Origin of the sequence: Siphonobacter sp. SORGH_AS_0500, from assembly GCF_031453245.1 — a bacterium.
In the GTDB taxonomy this organism is placed as follows: domain Bacteria; phylum Bacteroidota; class Bacteroidia; order Cytophagales; family Spirosomataceae; genus Siphonobacter.
Map to the genome: position 1 here is coordinate 2,389,647 of NZ_JAVIYT010000001.1, position 23,215 is coordinate 2,412,861.

A 23,215-nucleotide genomic window follows, 5' to 3' on the forward strand; every position below is an offset into this window, starting at 1 on the left:
GATGGGGCAGTTTACCGTTTGCAGTTTTCAGTTTTCAATTGATGCATAGAAGCAATAACTGACAACGGAAAACTAACAACCGAAAACTAATGAACGTGTTCTACAGATAGTTGATAAGTCTCGGTAACGTCTTTTTGGGCTTGCTCGTAGAGGTCGGCAGACATGGGCAGGTAGTGCCATTCCATGCGATTTTCCATGTAAGAAATGCCTTTGCCTTTTACCGTATTGGCCACAATGACTTTGGGTTTGCCATTCCGCTGTGAGCGAAGATGTTCAACGGTTTGGATAATCGCTGGAATATCGTGACCATCGATTTCGTGTACTTCAGCTCCAATGGCCTCGTATTTTCGGGGATCGGCTGAATCACCCAGAATGTCCTGCGTCTGTCCGAATCCCTGCAAACGGTTCCGGTCAATCAACACAATGAGCTGATCCAGTTGATTATTCACCGCAAAATGCAGAGCTTCCCAGGTAGTGCCTTCGTTGGTTTCTCCGTCAGACATTAACACAAAGGTCAGTAAATCAGCACCCAATAATTGATTGGCTTTGGCAATACCCGTGGCAATGGGCAGACCATGCCCTAACGAACCCGTCGCAAAAGGAATGCCGGCGTGTTTGTTGGGAGCCGGGTGAGCGGGAAGCGTAGTGTGGTTCTTATAAAACGTTTGTAAAGTATCGTCAGAGATTTCGCCGAGGTAGTTCAGGCAGATATACAGTGCCGCTGCCGCGTGACCCTTCGAAAGAATGAAGGTTTCGGACTCGCGTTTTTGCTTCACTAGTGTTCCGATCATCAGGTCGAGGCAACTCATGGAGCAACCAATATGACCAGCATTGGCCATTTTGTAGAGCCCCAGCGTTTTGAGTCGCAACTCTCCGGCTAATTGTTTTAATTCAGTTTCCAACATGGAAAAATAAGGCTGGCAGTTGAAATTGGTTACTGGTAATCGCAATGGTAGGATTCGTAGATTCAAACCTTTTTAAAGGCTGAATGTTCGGAGAATCCAGTTATTTGTCGATGAAATTAATTCTGACGTGGTCACTTCAAAGGAGGCTATTGCACTATTAATAGCGATACTTGGCTCCTTCGAAATCAAAAATCAGCCGTTTTTTTCCGGTTGACTTTTGCCAAAGATACAATTTATCTGACTCGGCGGGGTCGATTCGCTGCCAATAGGTTGCGTCTTTGGGGAGATAGACATTGATAAGCTGAGCATCCACAACGGATACTTTGATGCCATAGGTGTATTCATCAGCCGCTCCAAAAACATCCTTTACCCCGCTCGGATAAAGAATGGTATCGCCAGGCATGTATAGTTTCTTCAGCAGTTCGGCGGATTTGATATAAGGATTAGGAATCCGGGCTTCCGACCGATAAGTGTACTTGGGAGAACGATCCTGGTAGATTTCTCTTAGCATTTTAGCAATTGCCCCGAACTGAGTCACGCAGGCCACTACGATAATGACCTTTGCCCACAAGGCAAGCTTAGAGCTTTCCCGTAGGGCTATAGCAATCAGAATGATAGCATAAGGGAATGAAAAGCCGCCGTATCGTTGGGTAATGCCAAACGTATGCCCGTTTTTCAGAGTCATGACCACCAGAAAAGCCGTAGGGACGAAGGTTAATAAGGCGAAAAGTACAAGTAATGAACGCTCGGAAGCCGCCTTTCTCCGAGTACCGTAATAGATCAGAACCCCTAAGAGGATAAAGCCACTTTGTAGAGCCAAAAATCCCCAGGGTTGAGTTTTGTATAAAAATAAAGAAGCGAGGGTGGCGAGAATAGCCAGAATCGACCATTTGAACCGCTGATACTTTTGATATTGCCAGAGGGCAAAGAGTGAAAGTAGCGTGGTAATGCCCCAGATGATAAAATTGGTCTTTCCCGTTAAACGGCTGGCCAGCCCATTGGTAATCCAGAACTGATCGGTCAGCACGGGAGCCAGTTTACTCCAAACATTTTTAGGAGTAGCGAGCATTTCCGGTGATTGCGTATGGGCTACTTTATTATACAGTTCGCCCTGATATTTCAGCGTGTGCAAGGTGTATTCTCCGCCTTTTCCGGGCGACATCCACCAGACCATGCCTGCAATGGGTAATAACAGGGATAAGCCCAGCCCGATCCAGGTGCGAAGATTCCGAACGTATAACAGCACGTACAAGCCGTGAATAGCGATGACAATAATGGCCAGTAAATGACAGAACCAGACGAGCCACGCCAGTACGCCATACCAGAGGAACTTCGTCCAGTGAACCGGATTCGGGGAACGAACAATATCGAGAAAGACGTCGGTCAGTAATAAGGTAAAGAAAAAGGTCATCGAGTAGTTACGGGCCTGATGACTGTAGGCGATGAAAAAGGGTTCAATGGCCAGTACCAGAGCCACACTCAGAGCCAGCTTATCACTTTTGAGGTGTTTTTGCGTAAATCTAAAACCCAGAGCAACGATCAAAACGCTAAAGATGACCGACAGAAAACGAACGCTGAAATCACTCATCCCAAACAGGGCTACCCAGGCGTGGAACAATACGTAATAAGCCGGGGAGTTGCCAATGTCACTGCGGTTGATGGCTTCGTAATAATCAGCCATGTGTTTGGGTCGCCAGAAATCCTGGGGCGTGAAATATTTCTGATGAAGTTCGGGCTGATTGGCTCCTTCCAGCGGAACGCCCTGCGAAACGAGCAAGGTCGATTTTTCATCAAAAAATAAACTATAATCTCCTAGTGTATACACCCGAAGCCCAAAGGCCAGGAGCAGAATTCCAGACAGGAAAAGGATAAGTTGGTTTCGTGACATGGCACTAATTCGGACCAAAGAAGGCTGATTGAGTCGCGAAAATGGTCAAAAAGGCTGGGGGATGCAAATCTTAACGGGAATGTATCATGGAAACGGTGCACGGGTAATAGAAGCTTCCTAGGGATGGGTACAGCGTAAATACAGGATGTGAAAACGATCCACAACCTGAACGTAATTCCCATACTCACGCGGTAACCCTGATGCTGAAAAGGGTAGGTTACTTGGTTAATATCGTAAACTCAACCCGCCGATTTTTTCGCCGGTTTTCTTCACTGTAATTACTAACCAGTGGTCGGCTGGAACCATAGCCTTTGCAGACAATTCGATTCGCTGAGATGCCTTTGAAGACCAGATAACTTTTGACATGATCGACCCGTTGCTGAGATAAAACCAGATTGGCATCGAAATCTCCCTGATTGTCAGTGTGCCCTTCCATGAGAATCGTCATCGTAGGATGTTCCTTCATGATTTGAACCAGGCGACGTAACTCGGCAAAAGAAGAAGAGTCAACTTCGGGCTGGCTTTGCTCAAAATAGACGGTGTTCATCGTGATTTTTGCTCCTGCTTCGATGGGGATCAGTAACAGGTTTTTACGAAGTTCCCGATACCGTTTTTCCTCTCTCAAATCCAGTTCTTCGGCAATGGGATAAAACCCTTCTTTGGCGGCGTTTAGCCCATAAAGCTTTTTGCTGGGCAGAATGAATTTATACTCGCCCGTGGCCGGGTTATATTCCGTTTGAATACTGTCTTTCTCGCCCTGTAGGACCTGAGCAAAAATTTTGGCGTTTACTGGTTTTCTGGTAACCGAATGGAGCACACTTCCCGAAACGATCACCACCGGTTCGGGTTTGATGGCTTCCGTGGTGCGAATGCGGAAGATATCTTCCTTTCCGTAAGAATTCTCGGTAGAAGATAAGTAGGCATAATCTCCCGAAGCAGGGATAGAGAAAAAAACATCATCACTGGGTGTGTTGATCATCGGTCCCAGGTTTTCTGGCTCTGACCAGTTCTGCCAGGTATTATCCAGGCGGCGGGTTACAAAGATGTCGTGCTCACCATAAACCCGGATGTCCCTTACTGGAAAAATAGAGGGTTTTGCCATCCGCTGCTAAAAATGGGGAGCCATCTTCTTCGGGGGTATTAATGATTTTTCCCAGATTTTTGGGGGTAGACCAAAGATTGGGAGCTTTCAGAAAAGAAACGTACAAATCCCGACCTCCGAAAGAGTCGGCCCGGTATACGCTCATCAATAAGATACGTTCATCCGCCGAAAGAGCATATTCAGTAGAGTAACGACCATGCTGACGAAGAATATCAAAATTCTCGATTTTCATGGGAGTGGGAAACGTCCAGCCCGTTGGTGTTTTACGAGAAGAGGAGATACCGAGAGACATTTTTCCTGACTTATCGTATTCATTCACTAAGTAAGCGGTACGCAAGTCCGTCGAAATGGCAAAAAGGCAGTTATGGTCCTCATTATTTAAAGGAGGTCCCATATTCTGAGCTTTCTGCCAGACTCCGTTAATCTGATGGGAAACCCAGATGTCCTGCTTTTTTCTTTCGATCTCATCATCTCCTTCTTTTACGGGTTTCCCCAGGTTTTCTGGATGATTCCATCGGGTAAAGTAGAGGGTTTTGCCATCTGAGGCAATCAGCGGTGTTAATTCATTCACTTTTGAATTAATGGCTTCTCCCAGATTCTCCTTACTAATTTTCTGATCCGTATACTTTTTAGAAAGATGGATCGTCGGTTTAAACGGGACGGTGTCTTGTGAAATGCCAATCGCGTCGATTTGCGTATACCCCGGACGTCTGGTTGTGTTAAGCACAACGGTTAGAGCTGCCACCGGATAACGGGTAAGCGATTCTAACGGAATAGACCAGACTTTACCCTGATGGGATGGAAAAGCGGCGGAGTTAGAATAAACTAGTTTTTCGTCTCCTTTCGGATCGCTCAGCCAAACCTGATTAATGCACCCGGCCCCGTAATTTTCAACGATGGTAATCTGACGGACGGGCATTAAGGTGTCAAAAGATACTTTCAGAAATTCTTCGCCAGAATCCGGCTGGGCGGGTTGCCAGGCGGCTTGGCTATCGCCCATGCCCGGCCCGGAGTTGGGTTTTCCCAAAGCTTGTTTAGCCGCGTAGGAAAAGTCTTCGGTCTTCGTTTCCGAGGAAACCTGCACTACTTTGGTGGCCCAATGAATGCGTTGAGCAAAAGCCCCTGCTACACTTCCAAGAACATAAATAAAGATCAGGCCAATCGCTCTTTTCATAAATAATAATAAAGATACTAGGGGGCAAGCAGGAAAGTAACTTGCCTGTTACTGAATTAAAGAAACGGAAAGCCGTCCGATCATCCTTTGTGATTTACTAGTCCAAGATAAGTAAAAGCTTCTTATCTCATGAATTAGTTTTTTAGTCGAAATTTAAAACAAAACTAAAGTTAACTGGAGCCTAAACTTCTATTTTTGTAAGTAACGGACCAAACTACTTTTATTTTTTTCTGCTTGATTCCTCTTTTGCAGAATTTAACGTTTGAGTATCAGCCGGAAAATACTTCAAAAAATCAATTATCCCCTATGAGAAAACGCTTCATCAGCACGCTTGGGCTTGCTCTCTTGCTGGGTGGACGCTTGTGGGCTCAGTCGGTCTATCCCGATCAGGCCGCTTTGACCAAACGTCTCCAGCAAATCAATGCCCAGCATAAAAATCTAACCAGCCTTCAGTCGATTGGTAAAACGTCTACCGGAAAAGACCTTTGGGTTCTGAGTGTCGGGCAGGGCGATGCAAAGAAAAAACCAGCAGTAGTAATCATTGCTAACGTAGAAGGCTGGCATCTGGCCGGAACGGAACTAAGCCTGCAAACCGCCGAAAAATTATTGGCCCAGGCTTCAACGGATAGTGTATCGAAGCTGTTAGCCAGCAAGACGTTCTACTTTATCCCTAGTCTAAACCCAGACGCAGCGGCTCAGTTTTTCGCTAAATTAAAATATGAACGCAGCGGTAATGCCCGAACAACAGATGACGATCGGGATGGCCGGATAAACGAAGATGGCCCGGACGATCTTAACGGCGATGGCCTCATTACCCAAATTCGCATCGAAGATCCCGAAGGTAACTACCGGGTGGCAAAAGGCGACAGTCGCGTTCTGGTGAAAGCGGACCCCTCGAAAGGTGAACTCGGACGTTACCTGGTGTACACGGAAGGTATTGATAATGACAAGGATGGGGAATTCAACGAAGACGGCGAAGGCGGGATTCAACTGAACAAAAACTTTACCTTCGAATACGAACCCTTCAAGCCCGGAGCGGGTGATTACCCCGTTTCTGAAAACGAAAATCGGGCCTTGGTAGACTGGCTTTATGAGAATAAAAACGTCTACGCGATTATTACGTTCGGGATGTCGAATAACCTGACTGAACCGAACAAGTTTGATGCGATGAAAGCCAATCAGCGGATTATTAAAGGTTGGCAAGCCAAAGACGTGGCGATTAATGAGTATGTCAGCAAATTATACACAGGAGCAGGCCTGACCGATGCTCCGACACTTTCTCCCAGCAAAGGTGACGTATCCACCTGGGCTTATTACCATTTCGGTAAATTCAGTTTCTCGACGCCCGGTTGGTGGATGCCTAAAGACACCACAAAAGCGGCGGCTCGCCCCGCAGGAGCAACGCCTGCTCCGCGTCCCGGTGCAATGCCCGGTCGTGGCATGACATCCGTAGGGGGAGGTTCAGAAGACGAGGTAAATGTGCTGAAATGGGCGGCCACGAATAACATTCCGGCTTTTGTAGAGTGGAAAGAAATCAAGCACCCCGATTTCCCCAACCAGAAAGTAGAAGTAGGAGGCATGATGCCTTTTGTGAAATGGAATCCTCCGGTAGCCTTATTGACACCAGCCGCCGACAAACACGCCAGCTTCCTGCTAGCCTTCGCCAAGGCCATGCCTGAGATTGAAATCGTGCATGTGAAAACGGAAAATCTGTCAGGAGGTCTGAACCGAATCACGGTTGATGTGCATAATAAAGGGTTATTACCTACGCATTCAGAGATCGGTAATCGCGTGAAATACGAAGACCGTTTGAAGGTAATTGCAACTCCGTCTAAAAACCAGAAAATCATTTCGGGTCGTACGCATCAATTGGTTCGTACCGCTATTGCCGGTAACGGTGTTGAGCAAATGACCTGGCTGGTTTCCGGTACTGGTACCTTCGAAATTGAGGCATCTGCGGGCCCTACGGGTTCGGCGAAAGTGAATGTTACCCTGAAATAATGACTCTGTCGTCTTCAGCCTGAACTGATGACGCTCAACATATTCATCGCATGAAAAAATTAGTAACGCTGGCCTTACTGCTCTCTGGAGCTTCAGTAATGGCCCAGCAGAAAGACCCGGTGGGGATTCGGGCCATTGGCACCCCACCCAACCCGAAGGTACAGGTTTCCTGGAACCGCTATTACGACTACAAAGGTTTGCTGGACATTATGCAGCGAATCGTGAAAGCTTACCCTAACCTGGCTAAGCTCGAAACCATCGGTAAGTCCCAGCAGGGCCGGGACCTGTACGTGCTTACCATTACGGATATGAAATCAGGGAAGCCTGATACGCAAAAACCGGCTTTCTGGACGGATGGGAACATTCACTCCAACGAGTTGCAGGGTTCGGAAATGGCTTTGTATGCCGCCTGGTATCTGACTGAAAACCATGCTTCCAATGCTTTTATTAAAGAACTTTTGCGGGACAAAGCCTTTTACTTCGCTCCAACGATTAACCCCGATGCCCGCGAGGACTTTATTTACAATGCCAATACCGCCAACACGCCACGCTCGGGCATGTTACCCATTGATGACGACGGCGATGGTTTGGTAGATGAAGATAACTTCGACGATCTGGACGGAGATGGTGAAATCACGATGATGCGTCGGAAGTCGCCTTATGGTCGCCTGAAAACGAATCCTGAAGACCCCCGGATGCTGATTCCCGTAAAACCCGGCGAGCAAGGAGAATACGAAATGCTGGGCTACGAAGGGCTGGATAATGACGGCGATGGTCAGATCAACGAAGATCGTCCGGGAAGTTATGACCCGAACCGTGACTGGGCCTGGAACTGGCAGCCCGATTATATTCAGGGCGGAGCGTACAAATACCCTTTCAGTCTTCCCGAACCTCGGGCCATTATGGAATGGGTCATGAAACATCCCAATATTGCGGGTGCCCAGAGTTATCACAATTTCAGCGGGATGTTCTTACGCGGCCCCGGTGCGGCGGAGGACGATATTCATTACGACCGCGAGGACGTGCAGGTATACGATTACCTCGGACAAACGGGCGAAAAAATGATTCCATCCTATAAATACGGAGCGATTCATAAAATCCTTTATACGGTTTACGGCGGCGAAATCGACTGGTTTGCTTTGGGTCGGGGCATTTTTATGTTCTCAAACGAGCTGTGGACGTCTTACCTGTATTTCAACAAAAAAGGAGAGTCGAACGAACTCAGAAATGCTCCCAATACCGAGCCTTATGATTTTGATCGTCTGTTACTGCACGGGGATGCATTTGTTGAATGGAAACCTTTCAAACATCCGCAATACGGTGATATCGAAATTGGTGGATTCAAGAAAAACTACATCCGAAATCACCCCGGTTTTATTCTGGAAACCGACGGCCACCGGAATGCGGCTTTCACGATTTTCCACGCGAACCAGATGCCAAAAATTGAGGTGAAGGAAGTGGAAAAGCAGGATTTGGGTAACGGATTAACTCAAATCACGGCAACCATTACCAATAGCCGCGTCATCCCTACGCACTCATCTTTTGACGTAAAAAACAAAATCAACCTGCCGGACTACGTAACACTGAAAGGAGCACAGGTGGTGAGTGGCTTGCAGATGAGTAACCCCGACGGTGGCGGTATGGGTTATGGTGGTCCATCTCCTGCTTTTGAGAGTTACAGAGAGCAGAAACTAAATCCCGATAAACTCGAAGTAGCGAATATTCCTGGTTTGGGTTATGTACGTCTACGTTGGATTGTAAAGGGTAATCCTAGTAACTGGAATATCGAAGTAAACAGCCAGAAAGGCGGGGTGGTAACTGCCAGCGGCAATTTCGAGAAGAAAAAATAGCCCAAACGCGATGCCATCGCGTTTGGACGGGGAACGAAATGGTGTCCCCAAATGACAGACGGCAGGTTTTCCTGCCGTCTGTTTTGTTACTATGCTTTTTTGGATTGACAATCATCCGCCGTGGTTGGTGTCCTCACTAACCACGGTTAATGGCTGGTGAAGACACCAGCCAGGGGGAGTAACAAAAATCACCTCTTACCCAGACATAAGAAATTCTTTGGCAGAACCACCGTTCCGCCGTGGTTGGTGTCTTCACCAACCACTTTAATAGCTGGAGAAGATGCCAGCCAGGGTGGGAACGTAGGGGTGTTAAAATCGCCCTTTACTCAGAAGTGTCCGCCGTGGTTGGTGTCCTCACCAACCACTGTTAATGGCTGGTGAAGACACCAGCCAGGGGGGAACGTAAACATAACAAAACCGCCTCTTAACCAGACATAAGAAATTCTTTGGTAGAACCACCGTTCCTGTTCAGTAGTTAATACAAAAACCTTTCAACTGCTCGAATTGGATACGCTCACTCACATCACCATCGGGGCCTGCGTCGGAGAAGCATTCCTTGCCAAACGCATCGGCAAGAAAGCTTTACTCATTGGTGCCGTTGCCCAGAATCTCCCCGATATCGACGCACTGGATGCTTTATTTCTGTCGCCCGCCCAAAATCTATTGGTACATCGGGGGATTACTCATTCCCTGTTACTCGCCTTTTTAGCTCCTTTGGGTTTTTCATGGGTATTAAGAAAGAAATTTCCGCAGGTAAACTTTCTCCATTTTTATCTATTCTTTCTGATTCAGCTGTTACTCCATGATTTCCTGGACGTTTGTAACTCGTACGGCACGGGCATCTTCGAACCCTTTAGTCATCAGCGGATTACTTTCAATTTACTTTACGTAATCGACCCTTTATTTACCTTACCGCTGGTTCTTTCCTGCCTCGCGTTGCTTTATCTGAAAAACCAGCATTCCGCCCGAAAAGCCTGGGTTAGTCTGGGGCTGATCTCCTGCTTCTTGTACCTCTCCGTTACCCTTTTTCATAAACGAAAAATCAACCAATTGATTGAAGAATCCCTGCGTACTCAATCCATTACCTGTACGGGTTATTTCACTACGCCGACGCCGTTCAATAGTTTGTTATGGTATGCGGTAGCGGCGGTGCCGGGTGGGTACCAGATCGGGTATCGCTCGGTTTTTGACCATGGATGGACCCCATTTCATTTCGTGCCGCAGCGGGAAGAGTTATTGAGGAATATTCAAAAAGAAAAAGAAGTGCAGGATCTGAAATATTTTGCCCGGGGCTTTTATACCATCAGCGATCAGGACCATGCGTTGCAGTTTAATGTACTTCGCTTCGGACAGGTATTAGGCTGGGAAAATCCTGATGCAGCCTTTGCTTTCCACTTCTATTTAAATGCGGACTATGATAATCGCTTAGTGATGCAGCGGGGGCGTTTTTCGGGCTGGAACTCGGGAAGTATTCAACGAATGATTCAGAGAATCGGTGGTCAGCAGGTTGAGGCTCCTAAAACTTTAGAGTAATCATGCATTTTTTAGAAGAAATCGACTGGCTATTAATCTGGGAAGTCGTCTACGGGTTTATTGTTTTTCTAGTATGCGTTCGCATCATTTATGATACTCGAGCCAGTACTAAAACGCTGGCTTATCTGTTGTTAACGGTTTTTCTTCCCGTTGCCGGAATCTTCATCTATTTGTCCTTCGGAATCAATTATCGAAAACGAAGTTTGTATTCCAAGAAATTGATTGACAACGATCAGTTACTCAAACAGCTCCATACGCAGGTTACCCAGATTACTGAAAATAACCTGAAGGCCGACGCCCCGGCCGTTCAGCAAAATCGCGAGTTAGCGTATCTACTGCTGAATGATAACCTGAGTCCATTAACGTCTCGAAATCAGGTGAAGTTATTGCTAAATGGCGAAGAGGCGTTTCCCGAGATTATCAAGGCATTAAAGAATGCCAAACATCACATCCACATTGAATATTACATCTACGAAAACGACGCCATTGGAAATGAAATCAAGGATATTCTGATTCAAAAAGCTCAGGAAGGCGTTCAGGTGCGGTTTATTTACGATGATTTTGGCAGCAGATCCATTCGCCGTTCCATTGCTCCCGAGCTTCGGAAGGCTGGGGTAGAGGCGTATCCCTTTTACGAAGTTATTTTCATTGCTTTGGCCAACCGACTGAATTACCGCAATCACCGCAAGATTATTGTCATTGATGGCTGTACCTCTTTCACGGGTGGAATCAACATTTCCGACCGTTATCGAAATCCCAATAATAACGATTTGTACTGGCGAGACACGCACATCCGCATCGACGGGCCAGGTTCGTATTACCTTCAGTACATTTTCATGTGCGACTGGAATTTTTGTGCCCAAGATACGCTGGAACCAAGCCGGCACTATTACTGCGAACCCGATGCTTTTCCAGCGGACGCTCTGGTTCAGATTGCGGCCAGCGGGCCTGATTCGGTGCAGCCTACAATTTTATTCGCTCTATTACAAGTGATTAATCTTTCCCGAAAAGAGATTCTCATTACCACTCCCTATTTTATTCCCGGTGATAGTTTGCAGGATGCCCTGATTGTAGCGGCCCTGAGTGGGATTAAGGTTAAACTGCTCGTGCCCGGAATTTCGGACTCCTGGATTGTAAACACGGCGGCGAGTTCATATTATGATGATCTGTTGCGGGTAGGCGTGGAGATTTATCGGTATCAAAAGGGTTTCATTCATGCTAAAACCATTGTGTCCGATGGGCAACTTTCCGCTGTAGGAACGGCCAATATGGATCACCGAAGTTTTGAGTTAAATTTTGAGGTAAATGCCTTTATCTACGATGCAGATTTCTCCGAAAAACTTCGAAAAGCCTTCTATGAAGACCTTCAGCACGCCGAACGCATCGATCCTCAACAATGGATTAATCGTCCCAAATGGAAACGAATGCTAGAAAAACTGACCCGCATGATTTCGCCTTTATTGTAAGGCGACCCGCATTCAACTAAGCTAGCAAACCTTCTTTCTGAAATTTTTAGAAAAAGCGATAGGTAGATCGATTAGTATGCATCAATAATTATTAAAACGTTTTAGTAACGTTAATTTTAGTTTTATATGAATTAAAACCTGGACAATTGGTTGGGAAAAGCAACCGGGAGCCGAAAACTGCCAACGGAAAAACTGAGAAAATTCAATCTTTTTGGAAAACGATACGTATATGTATTTTTAAACCACAGCTTGTTATGAAATACATCATTTGTAGCCTGCTACTGGCATTAGGTGGATGGCATGAAGAGCCACCGAAAGGATGGACCAGTACGCAAAATGGCACGAACACCGATATGAGGCCGAAAAACCTGCCTGCGAAACGACTTTTCGTATATACGCTTTTCCCCGTTCAGGAGACGAAACACAGGTCTTTAACGGAGTGGTTGAAGATAGAATCCCGAAAAGATGCGATCCAGTATGGGTTTTTAACGCAAAATTTTACGCCCGAGACGGTCGACCAAATCGAAACCTTGACCGGAAAAGTAGAACAAAATGGCAAGCAAAAGATCTTGATGTATATGGCTTTTGCGGCTAATAATCAATACTATCTGGCCCGAATTGTGACCGAACCCGACCAGAAAATGTATTCGCCTTATTTGTCTCAAGTGGCGGCCCACTTTCTGAGGCTGGCGAATTCAGAAGGCGTAAACGTTCCGGCTTTACCGCAAGATCAGGCTAAAGACACTCAGGAGTTGAAAGAGGTATTGCAAAACTATTAAACGATGGCATCGGGCGTTTGCTCAGGAATGCGGGCTTTCGTGCGGGGTAACCTTCGAGCGACTAGTACACCGACCATGACCAGCACACCCGAAATCATAAATACATATTGAATGGCATAATGTTCGGCCAGCATGTCAGAAGCGTGCTGGCCGACGTAGTATTGGTAGATGAGTTGCTGTAATAAGGCACTAACCGCAATGCCAATAGAGCCGCTTAACTGCTGAACCAGCGTATATACCGAAGAGGCCGGGGTTACCTGATTGGGTAATACGGCATTCATGGCAGTAGCCGTAAGCGGGGAAACCAGCAAGCCTAATCCAATGCCCCTCACCGTCATGGCGGCTATGACGAAGGGTACACTCGGCGTGTTGATCTGCGAAAATAGGAACATGGAAATGCCAACCAGAGCCAGGCCCGCCATCACAAAACGTCTGGGGCCGTATTTATCTGATAACTTTCCGGCGAGTGGCGTGAAAATGGCCATCATTGCCGAGTTAGGCAGGATCATTAATCCCGAATCCAGTTCTGAAAACTTAAGATACCCCTGCAATAAAAAAGGTAACAGGAAAAGACCACTAAAGAGAGCGATGGATCGGAGCGTAGTAATGAAAATGCAAACTACGTAAAGCGGACGTTCAAAAATACTCAGATCAAATAAGGCTTCGGGGCGTTTGTAACTGCGTTTGATGAAAATAATAAAGGCCGCTAGGGAAACGACGAGAGGAATCAAGACCTGAAGTGAGCCAAGCCCCTTGCTTGATAATAAAGCGATGCCGTACTGAAAAAGGACGATGAAAGCAGTAAAATAGATAAAACCCACACGGTCAAAGTGGATGTTTTTATCACTCGAACGATCCAGGAATTTCAGGGATCGGGCGGCGATGCCGATGGCTAGCAAGCCGATGGGCAGGTTAATGTAAAAGATGGACGGCCAGCCAAAGGCTTCTGTTAAAATTCCTCCCAGGGTTGGACCAATAGCGGGACCGGTTATGCCTCCCAGCGACCACCAACCCATGACTTTTCCTCGTTCGTTCGCCGGAAAAACGGTAGTCAGAATAGCCATAGCAGTAGGAGACAAAGCTCCACCGCCGAAAGCCTGCAAGGCACGGGCGGCAATGAGTTGTTCCAGATTTCCGGCTAAGGCACACCCAAGCGACCCCAGAATAAAAACGCTGAGACTTCCGATATACAATTTATAAAAGCCAAGTCTGAGACGCAGCCAGTTGGTAAGCGGCATGAAGATGCAAAAGCCCAGCATATAAATGGTAATGACCCATTCGATGGCATCGACTTTCACACCAAATTCGCGGCTCATGGTTGGTAAGGATACGTTAACAATACTACTGTCGATCCCGGCCATGAGCGTGCCAAGCATTAAGGGAATGAGTACGGAAGCGGGACTTTTCATCAAATAAAACAAGCTAACAATTACCTAAGACCCCGAAACAAGTCCTCTGTATAAGTCATTTGGTCTGCAAATTGTTATTTCTGGAAGCCATTTAAGGGGACGAAAAGGGCAGGAAATGAAACAATGTCAAAACCTTTGTTATTTTTGTAGTAAACCGATTTGAACCTTCCTCGTGACGCTGTCATCCAAACCTTCCTGGCGGAGCTTATACCGGCAACCAGCAGCTAGATTTTTTCTAGTGCTGTTTACGGTGATGTTCGTCAATGGGGTAGTGTTTCGGCACGGGCACCGGCTGGCGGATGGGCGGATTATCTCTCACGCTCACCCCTTCAAATCCCAGAATAAAGGGCCCATTCAGCCTAACTCCCATACCTCACTGGAGTTACTTCTGCTGGATGCGGTGTCAAACCCCGTTCTGGAGTTAATGGATTTTGAATCCATTGATTTTCAGCTAGTCGTATTAGCTGAAGTCTCCATTTTAGTAATCGCTTACCAGGGCATTCGCCTGCGGCGACCCTTCCTGTATTATTCCCATCGCGGGCCTCCGGCTCTGAGTTAATTTTTCGGGTAAAGAAGTACGTTTTCGTGGCTGCGGAGAATAGCTCCGCAGAGCTCGTCTGTACTTGTTATTCGACTCATTTCTGCTGTCTTTCTTTTTTCTCTTCATACCCTAAACGGGCTTTCTGCCTGCGTAGGCGGTGGTTTATTCATGTACCGTCTGCTCAGCGTGAGTTCGTGTGTGGTCCATTTTTTCCCGCATAAACTTCATGAAAAATTTATTTTTACTTTTCTGCTTCCTGATTTCGGGAAGCTTGCTGGCTCAAAATTCACTTTCCGGAAAAATTATTCACAAAGAAGACAACGAAACCGTTGTCGGAGCCACCATTTACATTCCCGATCTCCGCATTGGAGCGAGTTCAGATGTAAACGGGGCGTATCGGATTTCTAACTTACCCAAAGGCACGTTCACGGTTCAGGTAAGTTATGTTTCGCACCGTACAGTTATCGAAAAAGTGACGATTGACGGAGCCACCACGAAAGATTTTACGATGGAAAATGCGGCACAGTCGCTCGAAGAAGTGATTGTGTCAGGCTCGTCTACAAAAACGGTGATCAAGGAAAGCCCCATTCCGATTGCGGCGATTACCCAGCTTCGTTTGTTACAACAATCATCTACCAACCTGATCGATGCGGTGGCTAAGCTGCCGGGGATGTCGCAGGTATCAACGGGAGCGGGCTTGAGCAAGCCCATTATTCGCGGGTTAGGTTTTAACCGGGTGATTACCATGCACGACGGCGTTCGTCAGGAGGATAACCAGTGGGGCGAAGAGCACAGCATTCAGATTGATGAGTATTCGATTGATCGGTACGAAATCATTCGCGGAGCGGGTTCGCTCATGTACGGCTCGGATGGCTTGGGGGGCGTGATGTCCGTGTTATCGCCTCGCCCCGTGGAAGAGGGCAAAATGGTAGGTCGTGTGTTGAGTAACTACCAGACCAACAATAATCTCTACGGGATCTCTGCTCAATTGGCCGGTAATAAAAACGGGTTTGTCTGGCTGGCTCAGGCTTCCACTAAGTCCACCAAAAATTACCGCAATGCCTACGATGGCCGGGTGTTTGCCTCCAATTTCACGGAGCCCATTAACTTCAATGGTTATTTTGGTTTAAATAAGAAGTGGGGGTATTCCCGCATTCACTTCCTGCGGACGTATCAGAAGTATAACATCATCAACGGAACGCGTGACGCATCGGGCCGATTTACAACGGCAAGTCTGGACAATAGCGGAGAAGTAGTAGATCGCCCTGTAACGGATGCGGAATTGAACAGCCGGGATTTTATTCCGTATAACTCGCAGCGACTGATTAATGAGAAAGTTTCCTGGAATAACCTGCTGAATTTCTCGAATGGCTCGTCGTTGTCAGGAGTATTCAGCGTGGCCCGTAACCGCCGGAGTGAATATGGCGACGTAACCCGTCCCTGGGAGTCACAACTGGATTTGTATCTCTATACGAATTATTACGACGTTCGTTACAACTTTGCCGCCAAGAATAACTGGGAGGTGAACGTGGGTACGAATGGGATGTTCCAGCGACTGGATAACCAGGGCTTTCAGGTGCTGTATCCAAACTATAATCTCTTCGATAACGGGGTTTTCATGTTTGCCAAGAAGAGTTATGAGCGGCTGAAAATATCGGGGGGTATTCGTTATGACATTCGTTTGCTGGATATTGGCAAGTTATACATTGACCCCGACGGTAATTTTCAGGTAACACCTCAGGGCTCAGGTAGCGAACGTTTCGCTGGTTTTGACAAAAATTACCAGAATGTTTCGGCGAGTATCGGAGGGGTGTATAACCTGACGGACAAGCTGGCGGTTCGGATTAATGGCTCTCGTGGTTTCCGGGCACCCACCGTTCCTGAGTTATCCTCGAACGGCATTCACGCCGGAACCTTCCGCTATGAAATTGGGAAACTGGATGCGGTGCCTGAAGTAGCATATCAGGGTGATTTGGGCTTAACCTACGAAGACAAAAACTGGTACGTAGATCTGAGCGTTTTCCAGAATTCGATTAAAAATTATACGTATTCCGAACGAGTGCAGGGAGCTAACGGGCAGGATACATTGTATAACGGAAATGTCCCTATTTATCGTTATGCTCAGGGAAATGCCCGTTTACGTGGAGTAGAGGGAACGGTAACGTTCAATCCACAGGCCGCTCGCTGGTTTAGCATCACCCAAAGTTATTCAGCCGTATTTGGGGACAATTTATCCGCTCAGGAAACGGCTGCCCGATACTTGCCCTTCATGCCCGCTCCCCGCTGGATTTCCCAAGTGAAGTTAACCAAAGATCGATATAAGGATTTTCTGCGTAATCTTTATCTAACGGTTGACCTGGAAGTAACGCAGAAGCAGAATCGTTTCCTGGAAGCGTATGGCACTGAAACGGCTACGCCGGGTTACCAGTTAGTGAACATTGGGCTGGGAACGGACCTGGTCAGCAAGAACAAGCGGACGCTGGCTTCCTTCTATTTTTCGGCTAATAACGTATTTGACGTAGCGTATCAGTCGCACCAGAGCCGTTTGAAGTATCTGGATGTAAACCAGCGGACGGGTCGGGTTGGCGTCTTTAATATGGGGCGTAACCTGAGCTTCAAACTGGTAATACCTTTTGAAGTTAAACTTTAAGTGAATCATTATCCAAAAGAAAACCCGAACGGAATTTTCGTTCGGGTTTTCTTTTACCACCATACTCAACAAAGGTTGAAGGCACTGAAAAAGATCAATGTACATGAGACTTCATCCATTGATCGACGGAAAATCTTCCCGAGCCAACGATTAAAAATAAAATCAGCAGAGCTAGGGTCAGGATTGACAGCCACAACTCCGAATTGATGTAAGAGAAACCCCGGGAAATATTAACAAAAAACACAGCAACTACTAGAATTGGAATCTGAAAGGCAACGGCAATACGGGTAATGCAACCGAAAGCAATCAATAAACCTCCGAACAAATGAGCAAAGGCCACGTAATGAATTCCGGCCATGGACCAAATGAAATTCGACTGCGTTAAAAGCGGCCCAATGCCATTGGTATCCATTAAGAAGGAAATACCCCGGGTAAAAAGAAAGATACCCAAAGCGACTCGCAAGGCGTCGAGCCAGACGGGGTGATGTGTATCGCCCCAATGTTCTATACGTTCAATCGTACTCATAACTTTCTTGGTTTGATTAGATGAAAGTTAAGAATAATATTGGATAATAAAAAGTTTTTTATGGATTATTTTATAAGATATTTACGATAGAGCGTAGGAAATAGCTGTGAATACTGATAACAGCAATCTATTTAACTTAACACTTTGTAATAACTTCCCGAAAGGCAGCGTGCCCTGATTTAAACTTTCGGGGAGTTGAATCGTCTGCTGCTCTACAAACTTGATCTGACGATTCTCTTATAACAAACAATTTTACAATGATTTACGAAGTTTGTGCTTTTACGAATGAACATACCGATGACCTTCGACAAATGTATCTAAAGTCACGACAGCAGACCTTTACCTGGCTCGATACAGCAAATTATACACTAGATGATTTTGATCAAGCGACGGTTGACGAAGTAATTCTGGTTGCGGTTTGTGAGGGCCAATCAATTGGATTTATTTCATGGTATGCACCAGCCAATTTTGTTCATCATCTGTTTATTGATCCAGCCTACACAAACAGAGGAATTGGGAAGGAGTTATTGTCGCGTTGCTTAGCCAGAATGGGGAGACCTGCCCAGCTTAAATGCCTTGAACAAAACGTGAACGCTCTAGCGTTTTACCAGTCGCAAGGGTGGCAAATTCAGGAGCAGGGTGAATCGGAGGAAGGAAGTTACTTTTTACTGTCGCTTGCTTAAACTGGTCCGAGATTGGGTCAAAAAAAGCTGCCAGCTTTTCCGCTGGCAGCGATGTACGTAACGCTGTTGTCTTTGGGGTGGTTACATGAGGGAATACGACAATTATTTCTTCAGTTCAGCAATTGTCTGCTCTGGGTTTTCAGAAGAGAAAACAAAATTCCCGGCTACTAATACATTGACTCCGTGTTCCAGTAATTTTTTCGCGTTGGAGGCATTTACGCCGCCATCTACTTCAATTAACAGGTCTTTATTCAGCGTCTCCCGCATTTCACTCAGCTGGTTGAGCTTTTGAAAGGTGCGGTTAATGAATTTTTGTCCCCCAAAACCGGGATTAACAGACATGATCAATACCATATCCAAATCTTCCAGCACATTTTCCAGTAACTCTACTGGCGTATGAGGATTGAGGGCCACTCCGGCCTTACACCCCGTATCTTTAATTTGCTGGATGGTTCGGTGTAAGTGCGTGCAGGCTTCGTAATGAACCGTGATGACATCGGCCCCCGCTTTCTGGAAGGTCTCGATGTAACGCTCGGGTTGCGTGATCATCAAATGCACGTCAATGGGTTTCTGAGCGTACTTCTTAACGGCTTCGAGGACGGGAATACCGAAGGAAATATTCGGTACAAAGACACCATCCATTACATCAAAATGAATCCAGTCGGCTTCCGAACGGTTCAGCATTTCGATTTCCCGCTGCAAGTTCGCGAAGTCAGAGGCAAGGACTGAAGGAGCAATTAAAGGCGTTTTCATAGCACAAAGGTAAATTTTTCCGTCAGAAAAGTACCTTTGTAAAAAATCAGTTCTCGGCGGGTGATTTTGGAGGGAACCTATCTGAAGTTTCTTCTTTCGCCTGAATGATTTTCGGTGAGGCCACTACTTCACCATTCAAATTTCGAGACCTGTAAACTAGTAAAGAATGAATCCCCAGCAACGCATTGACGAGCTGACACAACGGCTACACTACCTCAATCAACGATATTATCAGGACGCCATCTCGGAAGTTTCTGATTATGATTTCGACCAGCTACTCCAGGAACTCACGCAACTGGAGTTACAATACCCCGAGTTCAAGCACAAAGGTTCGCCTACGCAACACGTAGGCGGGACGGTTTCGAAAGAATTCAAGACCGTTCAGCACCGCTACCCAATGCTTTCACTTTCAAATACGTACAACGAAGAGGAAGTACTGGAATGGGAAGAACGGATTCGAAAAATCATTCCTGATGAACCCGTTGAGTTTATCTGTGAACAGAAATTCGACGGAATTTCGCTGTCGATCCGTTACGAAAATGGACTTCTGACCGCCGGGGTAACCCGAGGCGATGGAACCCGGGGAGACGATATTACCAACAATGTCAAGACATTGCGGACTTTACCTCATCATATCGAAGCCGAAGATGTACCACCCATTTTTGAAGTACGGGGCGAAGGCTATATGCCTCTGATTTCGTTTAATAAGCTGAATCAGGAACGCGTGGATATTGGTGAAGAAGCCCTGATGAATCCAAGGAATGCCGCCGCCGGAACGTTTAAATTGCAGGATTCAGGTGAGGTGGCCCGCCGTCGACTGGATTGCTATCTATATTCCTTTCTGGCTGATACCGAGATTTTTAATACCCACGAAGAAAGCCTGCTGGCCTTGCAGCGGTGGGGGTTTAATGTTTCACCGACCTGGCGGAAATGTTCGAGTATCCAGGAAGTTATGGCCTACATTCACGAATGGGAAACCAAACGTTTTGATCTGCCCCTGAATACCGACGGGATTGTGGTGAAGGTAAACTCGTTTGCCCAGCAACGCGAATTGGGTTATACGTCGAAATCACCACGTTGGGCTATTGCTTATAAGTTCAAGGCCGAATCGGTGGAAACGACGCTTCGTTCCATCAGTTATCAGGTTGGACGGACGGGTGCAGTTACGCCAGTCGCTAACCTGACGCCCGTGTTACTGGCCGGAACCGTTGTGAAACGAGCCAGTCTGCACAATGCCAACGAAATCGAGCGGTTGGGCCTACGTCTAGGCGATCACGTGTTTGTCGAAAAAGGTGGGGAGATTATTCCGAAAATTACCGGAGTAAATCTGGAGAAGCGTCCCGAAGCTTCCGAAGTAATTCATTATCCCACGACTTGTCCCGTTTGTGGCACGCCACTGATTCAGCGGGAGGGCGAAGTCGCTCGCTTATGCCCTAATGAAAAAGGTTGTCCGCCGCAGATTCGGGCTCGACTGGAACACTTCATTCAGCGAAAAGCCATGAATATGGATAGTTTGGGGGAAGGGAAAATAGAATTATTATACGAAAAAGGACTGGTACGAACGGTTGCCGATTTTTATACGTTATCTTACGAAACACTTTTTGGTTTAGAAAAGGTAATCACTGATCCTGAAACGGGAAAGAGTAAAAAGATTGGTTTTCGGGAAAAAACAACGCAATCCATCCTGAATGCGATTGAGGCCTCGAAATCCGTTCCTTTTGAACGGGTGCTTTTTGCCATCGGTATTCGCTATGTCGGAGAAACAGGTGCTCAGAAACTGGCTCGTTATTTCAAAACCATTGAAGCCATTGAAAATGCTACGGCTGAAGCACTGGCCGCCGTTCCCGAAATCGGAGGAAGGATTGCCCAGAGTGTGGTAGAGTTTTTCCAGGATGCCGACAACCGGGCGTTGGTGGATCAACTAAAGGCTGCCGGCTTGCAGATGACGGTAGGTCAGGAAGCCATTGTTGAGCAATTAAGTGATAAACTTTTAGGAAAAACGTTTCTCTACACCGGAACTTTCCAGAACTTTGAACGGGAGGATCTCGAACGATTAATAGAAGCCCACGCCGGGAAAGTATTGAGCGGGGTTTCGGGTAAATTGAATTACCTGATTGTCGGCGAAAAACCCGGAGCTTCGAAGGTCGATAAAGCTAAGAAGTTGAATGTACAGTTAATTACGATAGAAGAATTTTTAGATTTACTAGTTTAGCGGAGTATAGTTGTTCGTGACTGGTTGTTCGTTGTTGGCATATTTTAAAACTAACAACAAATAACTAGCCACGATCAACGATCTTCCAGCGGCAACACTTTTTATGAACAAATTTCACGGCGTTGGAGTCGCCTTAGTTACTCCCTTTAATGAAGACGGCTCCATCGACTGGGCGGGTCTTGAACGAATGATCCAGCACGTGACTGACGGAGGGGTAGATTACCTCGTGATTCAGGGCACGACGGGCGAATCAGCGACGACGACGGACGCTGAAAAAGCCGAAATTTTACAGTTTGTAAAGGAACACAACTCCGGTAAGCTTCCTATCGTTTATGGGGTGGGTGGTAACGTAACAGCCAAGGTGGTAGATCAGATCCAGAAGATTGATTTCTCGGGAGTTGATGCCATTCTGTCGGTTTGTCCGTATTATAACAAGCCCGGTAAACAGGGGGTTATTGCTCATTATAAGGCTGTGGCGGATGCCTCTCCGGTACCTGTCATCATGTATAACATCCCGGGCCGGACGGGTATTAACATGACCAGTGCAACAGTAGTAGAACTGGCTCAACACCCCAACATTATCGGGATGAAAGAAGCTTCCTGCATCATCGAACAATGCATGGAAATCTATCGTGATATGCCCGAAGGCTTCCTGCTGATCTCCGGTGATGACGTACAGGCTGTTCCCATTATCAGCATTGGTGGCGTAGGAGTGATGTCGGTGATTGCCAATGCATTCCCTAAAGAATTCGGCAACGTCATTCACTCGGCATTGGCCGGAGATTTTGCTACTGCTCGTAAAGGATTAGGTTCATTTTTGGATATCGATCCTTTATTATACGAAGAAGGCAACCCGGTAGGGGTTAAAGGCATCTTGGAGTCATTGGGTATTATTTCCTCCGACGTTCGTCTGCCTTTGATGAAGACATCCGAAGATTTAAAGGAGCGTCAAATGAAGGTTCTTCAGAGAGATCTTTTGAAATAATATTCTGGTAACTAAATCTTTAAAGAAATCTAGTAATGTTTGTACACGTAGTTAATTTCTGGTTGAAAGAAGGCCTCTCGGCGGAAGATCGTGCGAAGTTTGAAGAGGGGGTTTCTTCATTGAAAAATGTGGAAGGGATTGAAGTGTTTAATGTAGGAAAGCCTGCGGCAACGGATCGCCCCGTGATTGATCGTTCGTATGATTATTGCCTGCTAACCGTTTTCAAAGACGAAGCCGCTCACGATGTGTATCAGGTTGCACCCATTCACCTGAAGTTTGTTGAAACTTGCAAACAATACTGGGATCGTGTACTGATTTATGATTCAGAAAGCATTTAATCGTCCGTTGAGAAAACGTAGCTTACAGGCTTTGGGAATGATTCTGATTTCCTGGAGTGTCGTAAGTTGCTTTAGCCCCTCCGTTCCCATCAGAAGAAATCCGAAGTACGATCTGGATGTTTTCTGGGAGAACGATAAAAAGCCCGATCGTCCCTTTCAGGTAATTGATCAGGTGAGCATTCAGGAAGAAATGTTACTGACGGAAGAGCAGCGAAAAACCCGTGGCCCTATGGTAGGTCGGGGGAATGACGCCCGCCAGAAAAACCGGCTGACTGAAATGTTAGTAAAGAAAGCCGAAGCTTTGGGTGCCAACGCCGTTATGGACGTAAAGTACAAGTATTACACCACGGCCACTTCGAATGGGTACATCATGGAAGGCACGGCGGTGCTATACCGAGGCGACTAATACCTGTCGGCTGG

The 23,215-nt window shown here is 46.6% G+C and carries 19 protein-coding genes; 12 read left to right on the forward strand and 7 right to left on the reverse strand.

All coding sequences use genetic code 11. The features are described from left to right. Positions 1–86: 86 nt before the first annotated feature. The 4 genes from QE357_RS10090 to QE357_RS10105 form a co-directional block, all read right to left on the reverse strand. Entirely contained in the window at positions 87–905 is an 819-nt protein-coding gene (locus QE357_RS10090) for a 1-deoxy-D-xylulose-5-phosphate synthase N-terminal domain-containing protein (protein WP_309707154.1), read from the reverse strand. 157 nt (positions 906–1,062) lie between these two features. Continuing rightward, positions 1,063–2,793: a glycosyltransferase family 39 protein gene (locus tag QE357_RS10095; protein WP_309707156.1), complete on the reverse strand. Its 1,731-nt coding sequence runs from the start codon at positions 2,791–2,793 to the stop codon at positions 1,063–1,065. 217 nt (positions 2,794–3,010) lie between these two features. Next, positions 3,011–3,895, reverse strand: coding sequence for an OmpA family protein (locus QE357_RS10100; RefSeq protein WP_309707158.1), 885 nt, complete (start codon positions 3,893–3,895; stop codon positions 3,011–3,013). Then, complete coding sequence (locus QE357_RS10105; RefSeq protein ID WP_309707160.1) at positions 3,846–5,069, reverse strand: hypothetical protein; 1,224 nt, start codon at positions 5,067–5,069, stop codon at positions 3,846–3,848. The genes QE357_RS10100 and QE357_RS10105 overlap by 50 nt, the downstream gene beginning before the upstream one ends. 306 nt (positions 5,070–5,375) lie before the next feature. On the opposite strand from QE357_RS10105, the gene QE357_RS10110 reads away from it, so the two are divergent. The 5 genes from QE357_RS10110 to QE357_RS10130 all read left to right on the forward strand — a co-directional run bounded on the left by QE357_RS10110 (position 5,376) and on the right by QE357_RS10130 (position 12,698). Further along, positions 5,376–7,070 carry a M14 family metallopeptidase gene (locus QE357_RS10110; RefSeq protein ID WP_309707163.1) on the forward strand — a complete coding sequence of 565 codons (1,695 nt, stop codon included), beginning with the start codon at positions 5,376–5,378 and terminating at the stop codon, positions 7,068–7,070. 50 nt (positions 7,071–7,120) lie between these two features. After that, positions 7,121–8,920 (forward strand): M14 family metallopeptidase, encoded by a 1,800-nt coding sequence (locus tag QE357_RS10115; RefSeq protein ID WP_106634893.1) that lies wholly within the window; start codon positions 7,121–7,123, stop codon positions 8,918–8,920. 504 nt (positions 8,921–9,424) lie between these two features. Next, positions 9,425–10,453: a metal-dependent hydrolase gene (locus QE357_RS10120; protein ID WP_309707165.1), complete on the forward strand. Its 1,029-nt coding sequence runs from the start codon at positions 9,425–9,427 to the stop codon at positions 10,451–10,453. A gap of 2 nt (positions 10,454–10,455) precedes the next feature. After that, positions 10,456–11,919: a cardiolipin synthase gene (gene cls / locus QE357_RS10125; RefSeq protein WP_106634891.1), complete on the forward strand. Its 1,464-nt coding sequence runs from the start codon at positions 10,456–10,458 to the stop codon at positions 11,917–11,919. A gap of 254 nt (positions 11,920–12,173) precedes the next feature. Next, positions 12,174–12,698, forward strand: coding sequence for a hypothetical protein (locus QE357_RS10130; RefSeq protein ID WP_309707169.1), 525 nt, complete (start codon positions 12,174–12,176; stop codon positions 12,696–12,698). Here QE357_RS10130 and QE357_RS10135 read toward each other — a convergent pair. Next, positions 12,695–14,107, reverse strand: coding sequence for an MDR family MFS transporter (locus tag QE357_RS10135; protein WP_106634889.1), 1,413 nt, complete (start codon positions 14,105–14,107; stop codon positions 12,695–12,697). The two genes, QE357_RS10130 and QE357_RS10135, sit on opposite strands and share 4 nt — an antisense overlap. Before the next feature lie 172 nt (positions 14,108–14,279). Here QE357_RS10135 and QE357_RS10140 point away from each other — a divergent pair, with 172 nt between their 5' ends. Further along, on the forward strand, positions 14,280–14,666 hold the full coding sequence (locus tag QE357_RS10140) for a hypothetical protein (RefSeq protein ID WP_157830164.1): 387 nt from the start codon (positions 14,280–14,282) through the stop codon (positions 14,664–14,666). Positions 14,667–14,874: 208 nt separating this feature from the next. Then, complete coding sequence (locus QE357_RS10145) at positions 14,875–17,298, forward strand: TonB-dependent receptor (protein ID WP_309707171.1); 2,424 nt, start codon at positions 14,875–14,877, stop codon at positions 17,296–17,298. Between the two features lie 94 nt (positions 17,299–17,392). Here the strand turns inward: QE357_RS10145 and QE357_RS10150 are convergent, their stop codons facing one another. Further along, positions 17,393–17,824 carry a DoxX family protein gene (locus tag QE357_RS10150; RefSeq protein ID WP_106634886.1) on the reverse strand — a complete coding sequence of 144 codons (432 nt, stop codon included), beginning with the start codon at positions 17,822–17,824 and terminating at the stop codon, positions 17,393–17,395. A gap of 257 nt (positions 17,825–18,081) precedes the next feature. On the opposite strand from QE357_RS10150, the gene QE357_RS10155 reads away from it, so the two are divergent. After that, a complete protein-coding gene (locus QE357_RS10155; RefSeq protein WP_309707174.1) occupies positions 18,082–18,507 on the forward strand; it encodes a GNAT family N-acetyltransferase in 426 nt (141 codons plus the stop codon). 102 nt (positions 18,508–18,609) lie between these two features. Here QE357_RS10155 and rpe read toward each other — a convergent pair whose 3' ends face one another. Beyond that, positions 18,610–19,260: a ribulose-phosphate 3-epimerase gene (rpe, locus tag QE357_RS10160; protein ID WP_106634884.1), complete on the reverse strand. Its 651-nt coding sequence runs from the start codon at positions 19,258–19,260 to the stop codon at positions 18,610–18,612. A gap of 166 nt (positions 19,261–19,426) precedes the next feature. On the opposite strand from rpe, the gene ligA reads away from it, so the two are divergent. The 4 genes from ligA (at position 19,427) to QE357_RS10180 (ending at position 23,201) form a co-directional block, all read left to right on the forward strand. After that, positions 19,427–21,472, forward strand: coding sequence for an NAD-dependent DNA ligase LigA (gene ligA / locus QE357_RS10165; protein WP_106634883.1), 2,046 nt, complete (start codon positions 19,427–19,429; stop codon positions 21,470–21,472). A 103-nt stretch (positions 21,473–21,575) separates the two neighbouring features. Continuing rightward, positions 21,576–22,457, forward strand: coding sequence for a 4-hydroxy-tetrahydrodipicolinate synthase (dapA, locus tag QE357_RS10170; protein ID WP_106634882.1), 882 nt, complete (start codon positions 21,576–21,578; stop codon positions 22,455–22,457). 35 nt (positions 22,458–22,492) lie between these two features. Beyond that, the gene (locus QE357_RS10175) at positions 22,493–22,795 is read left to right on the forward strand and encodes a Dabb family protein (protein WP_106634881.1); all 303 of its coding nucleotides are present in this window, start codon (positions 22,493–22,495) and stop codon (positions 22,793–22,795) included. Continuing rightward, positions 22,776–23,201 carry a heavy metal-binding domain-containing protein gene (locus QE357_RS10180; RefSeq protein WP_106634880.1) on the forward strand — a complete coding sequence of 142 codons (426 nt, stop codon included), beginning with the start codon at positions 22,776–22,778 and terminating at the stop codon, positions 23,199–23,201. Before QE357_RS10175 ends, QE357_RS10180 begins: the two co-directional genes overlap by 20 nt. Positions 23,202–23,215: the final 14 nt, after the last annotated feature.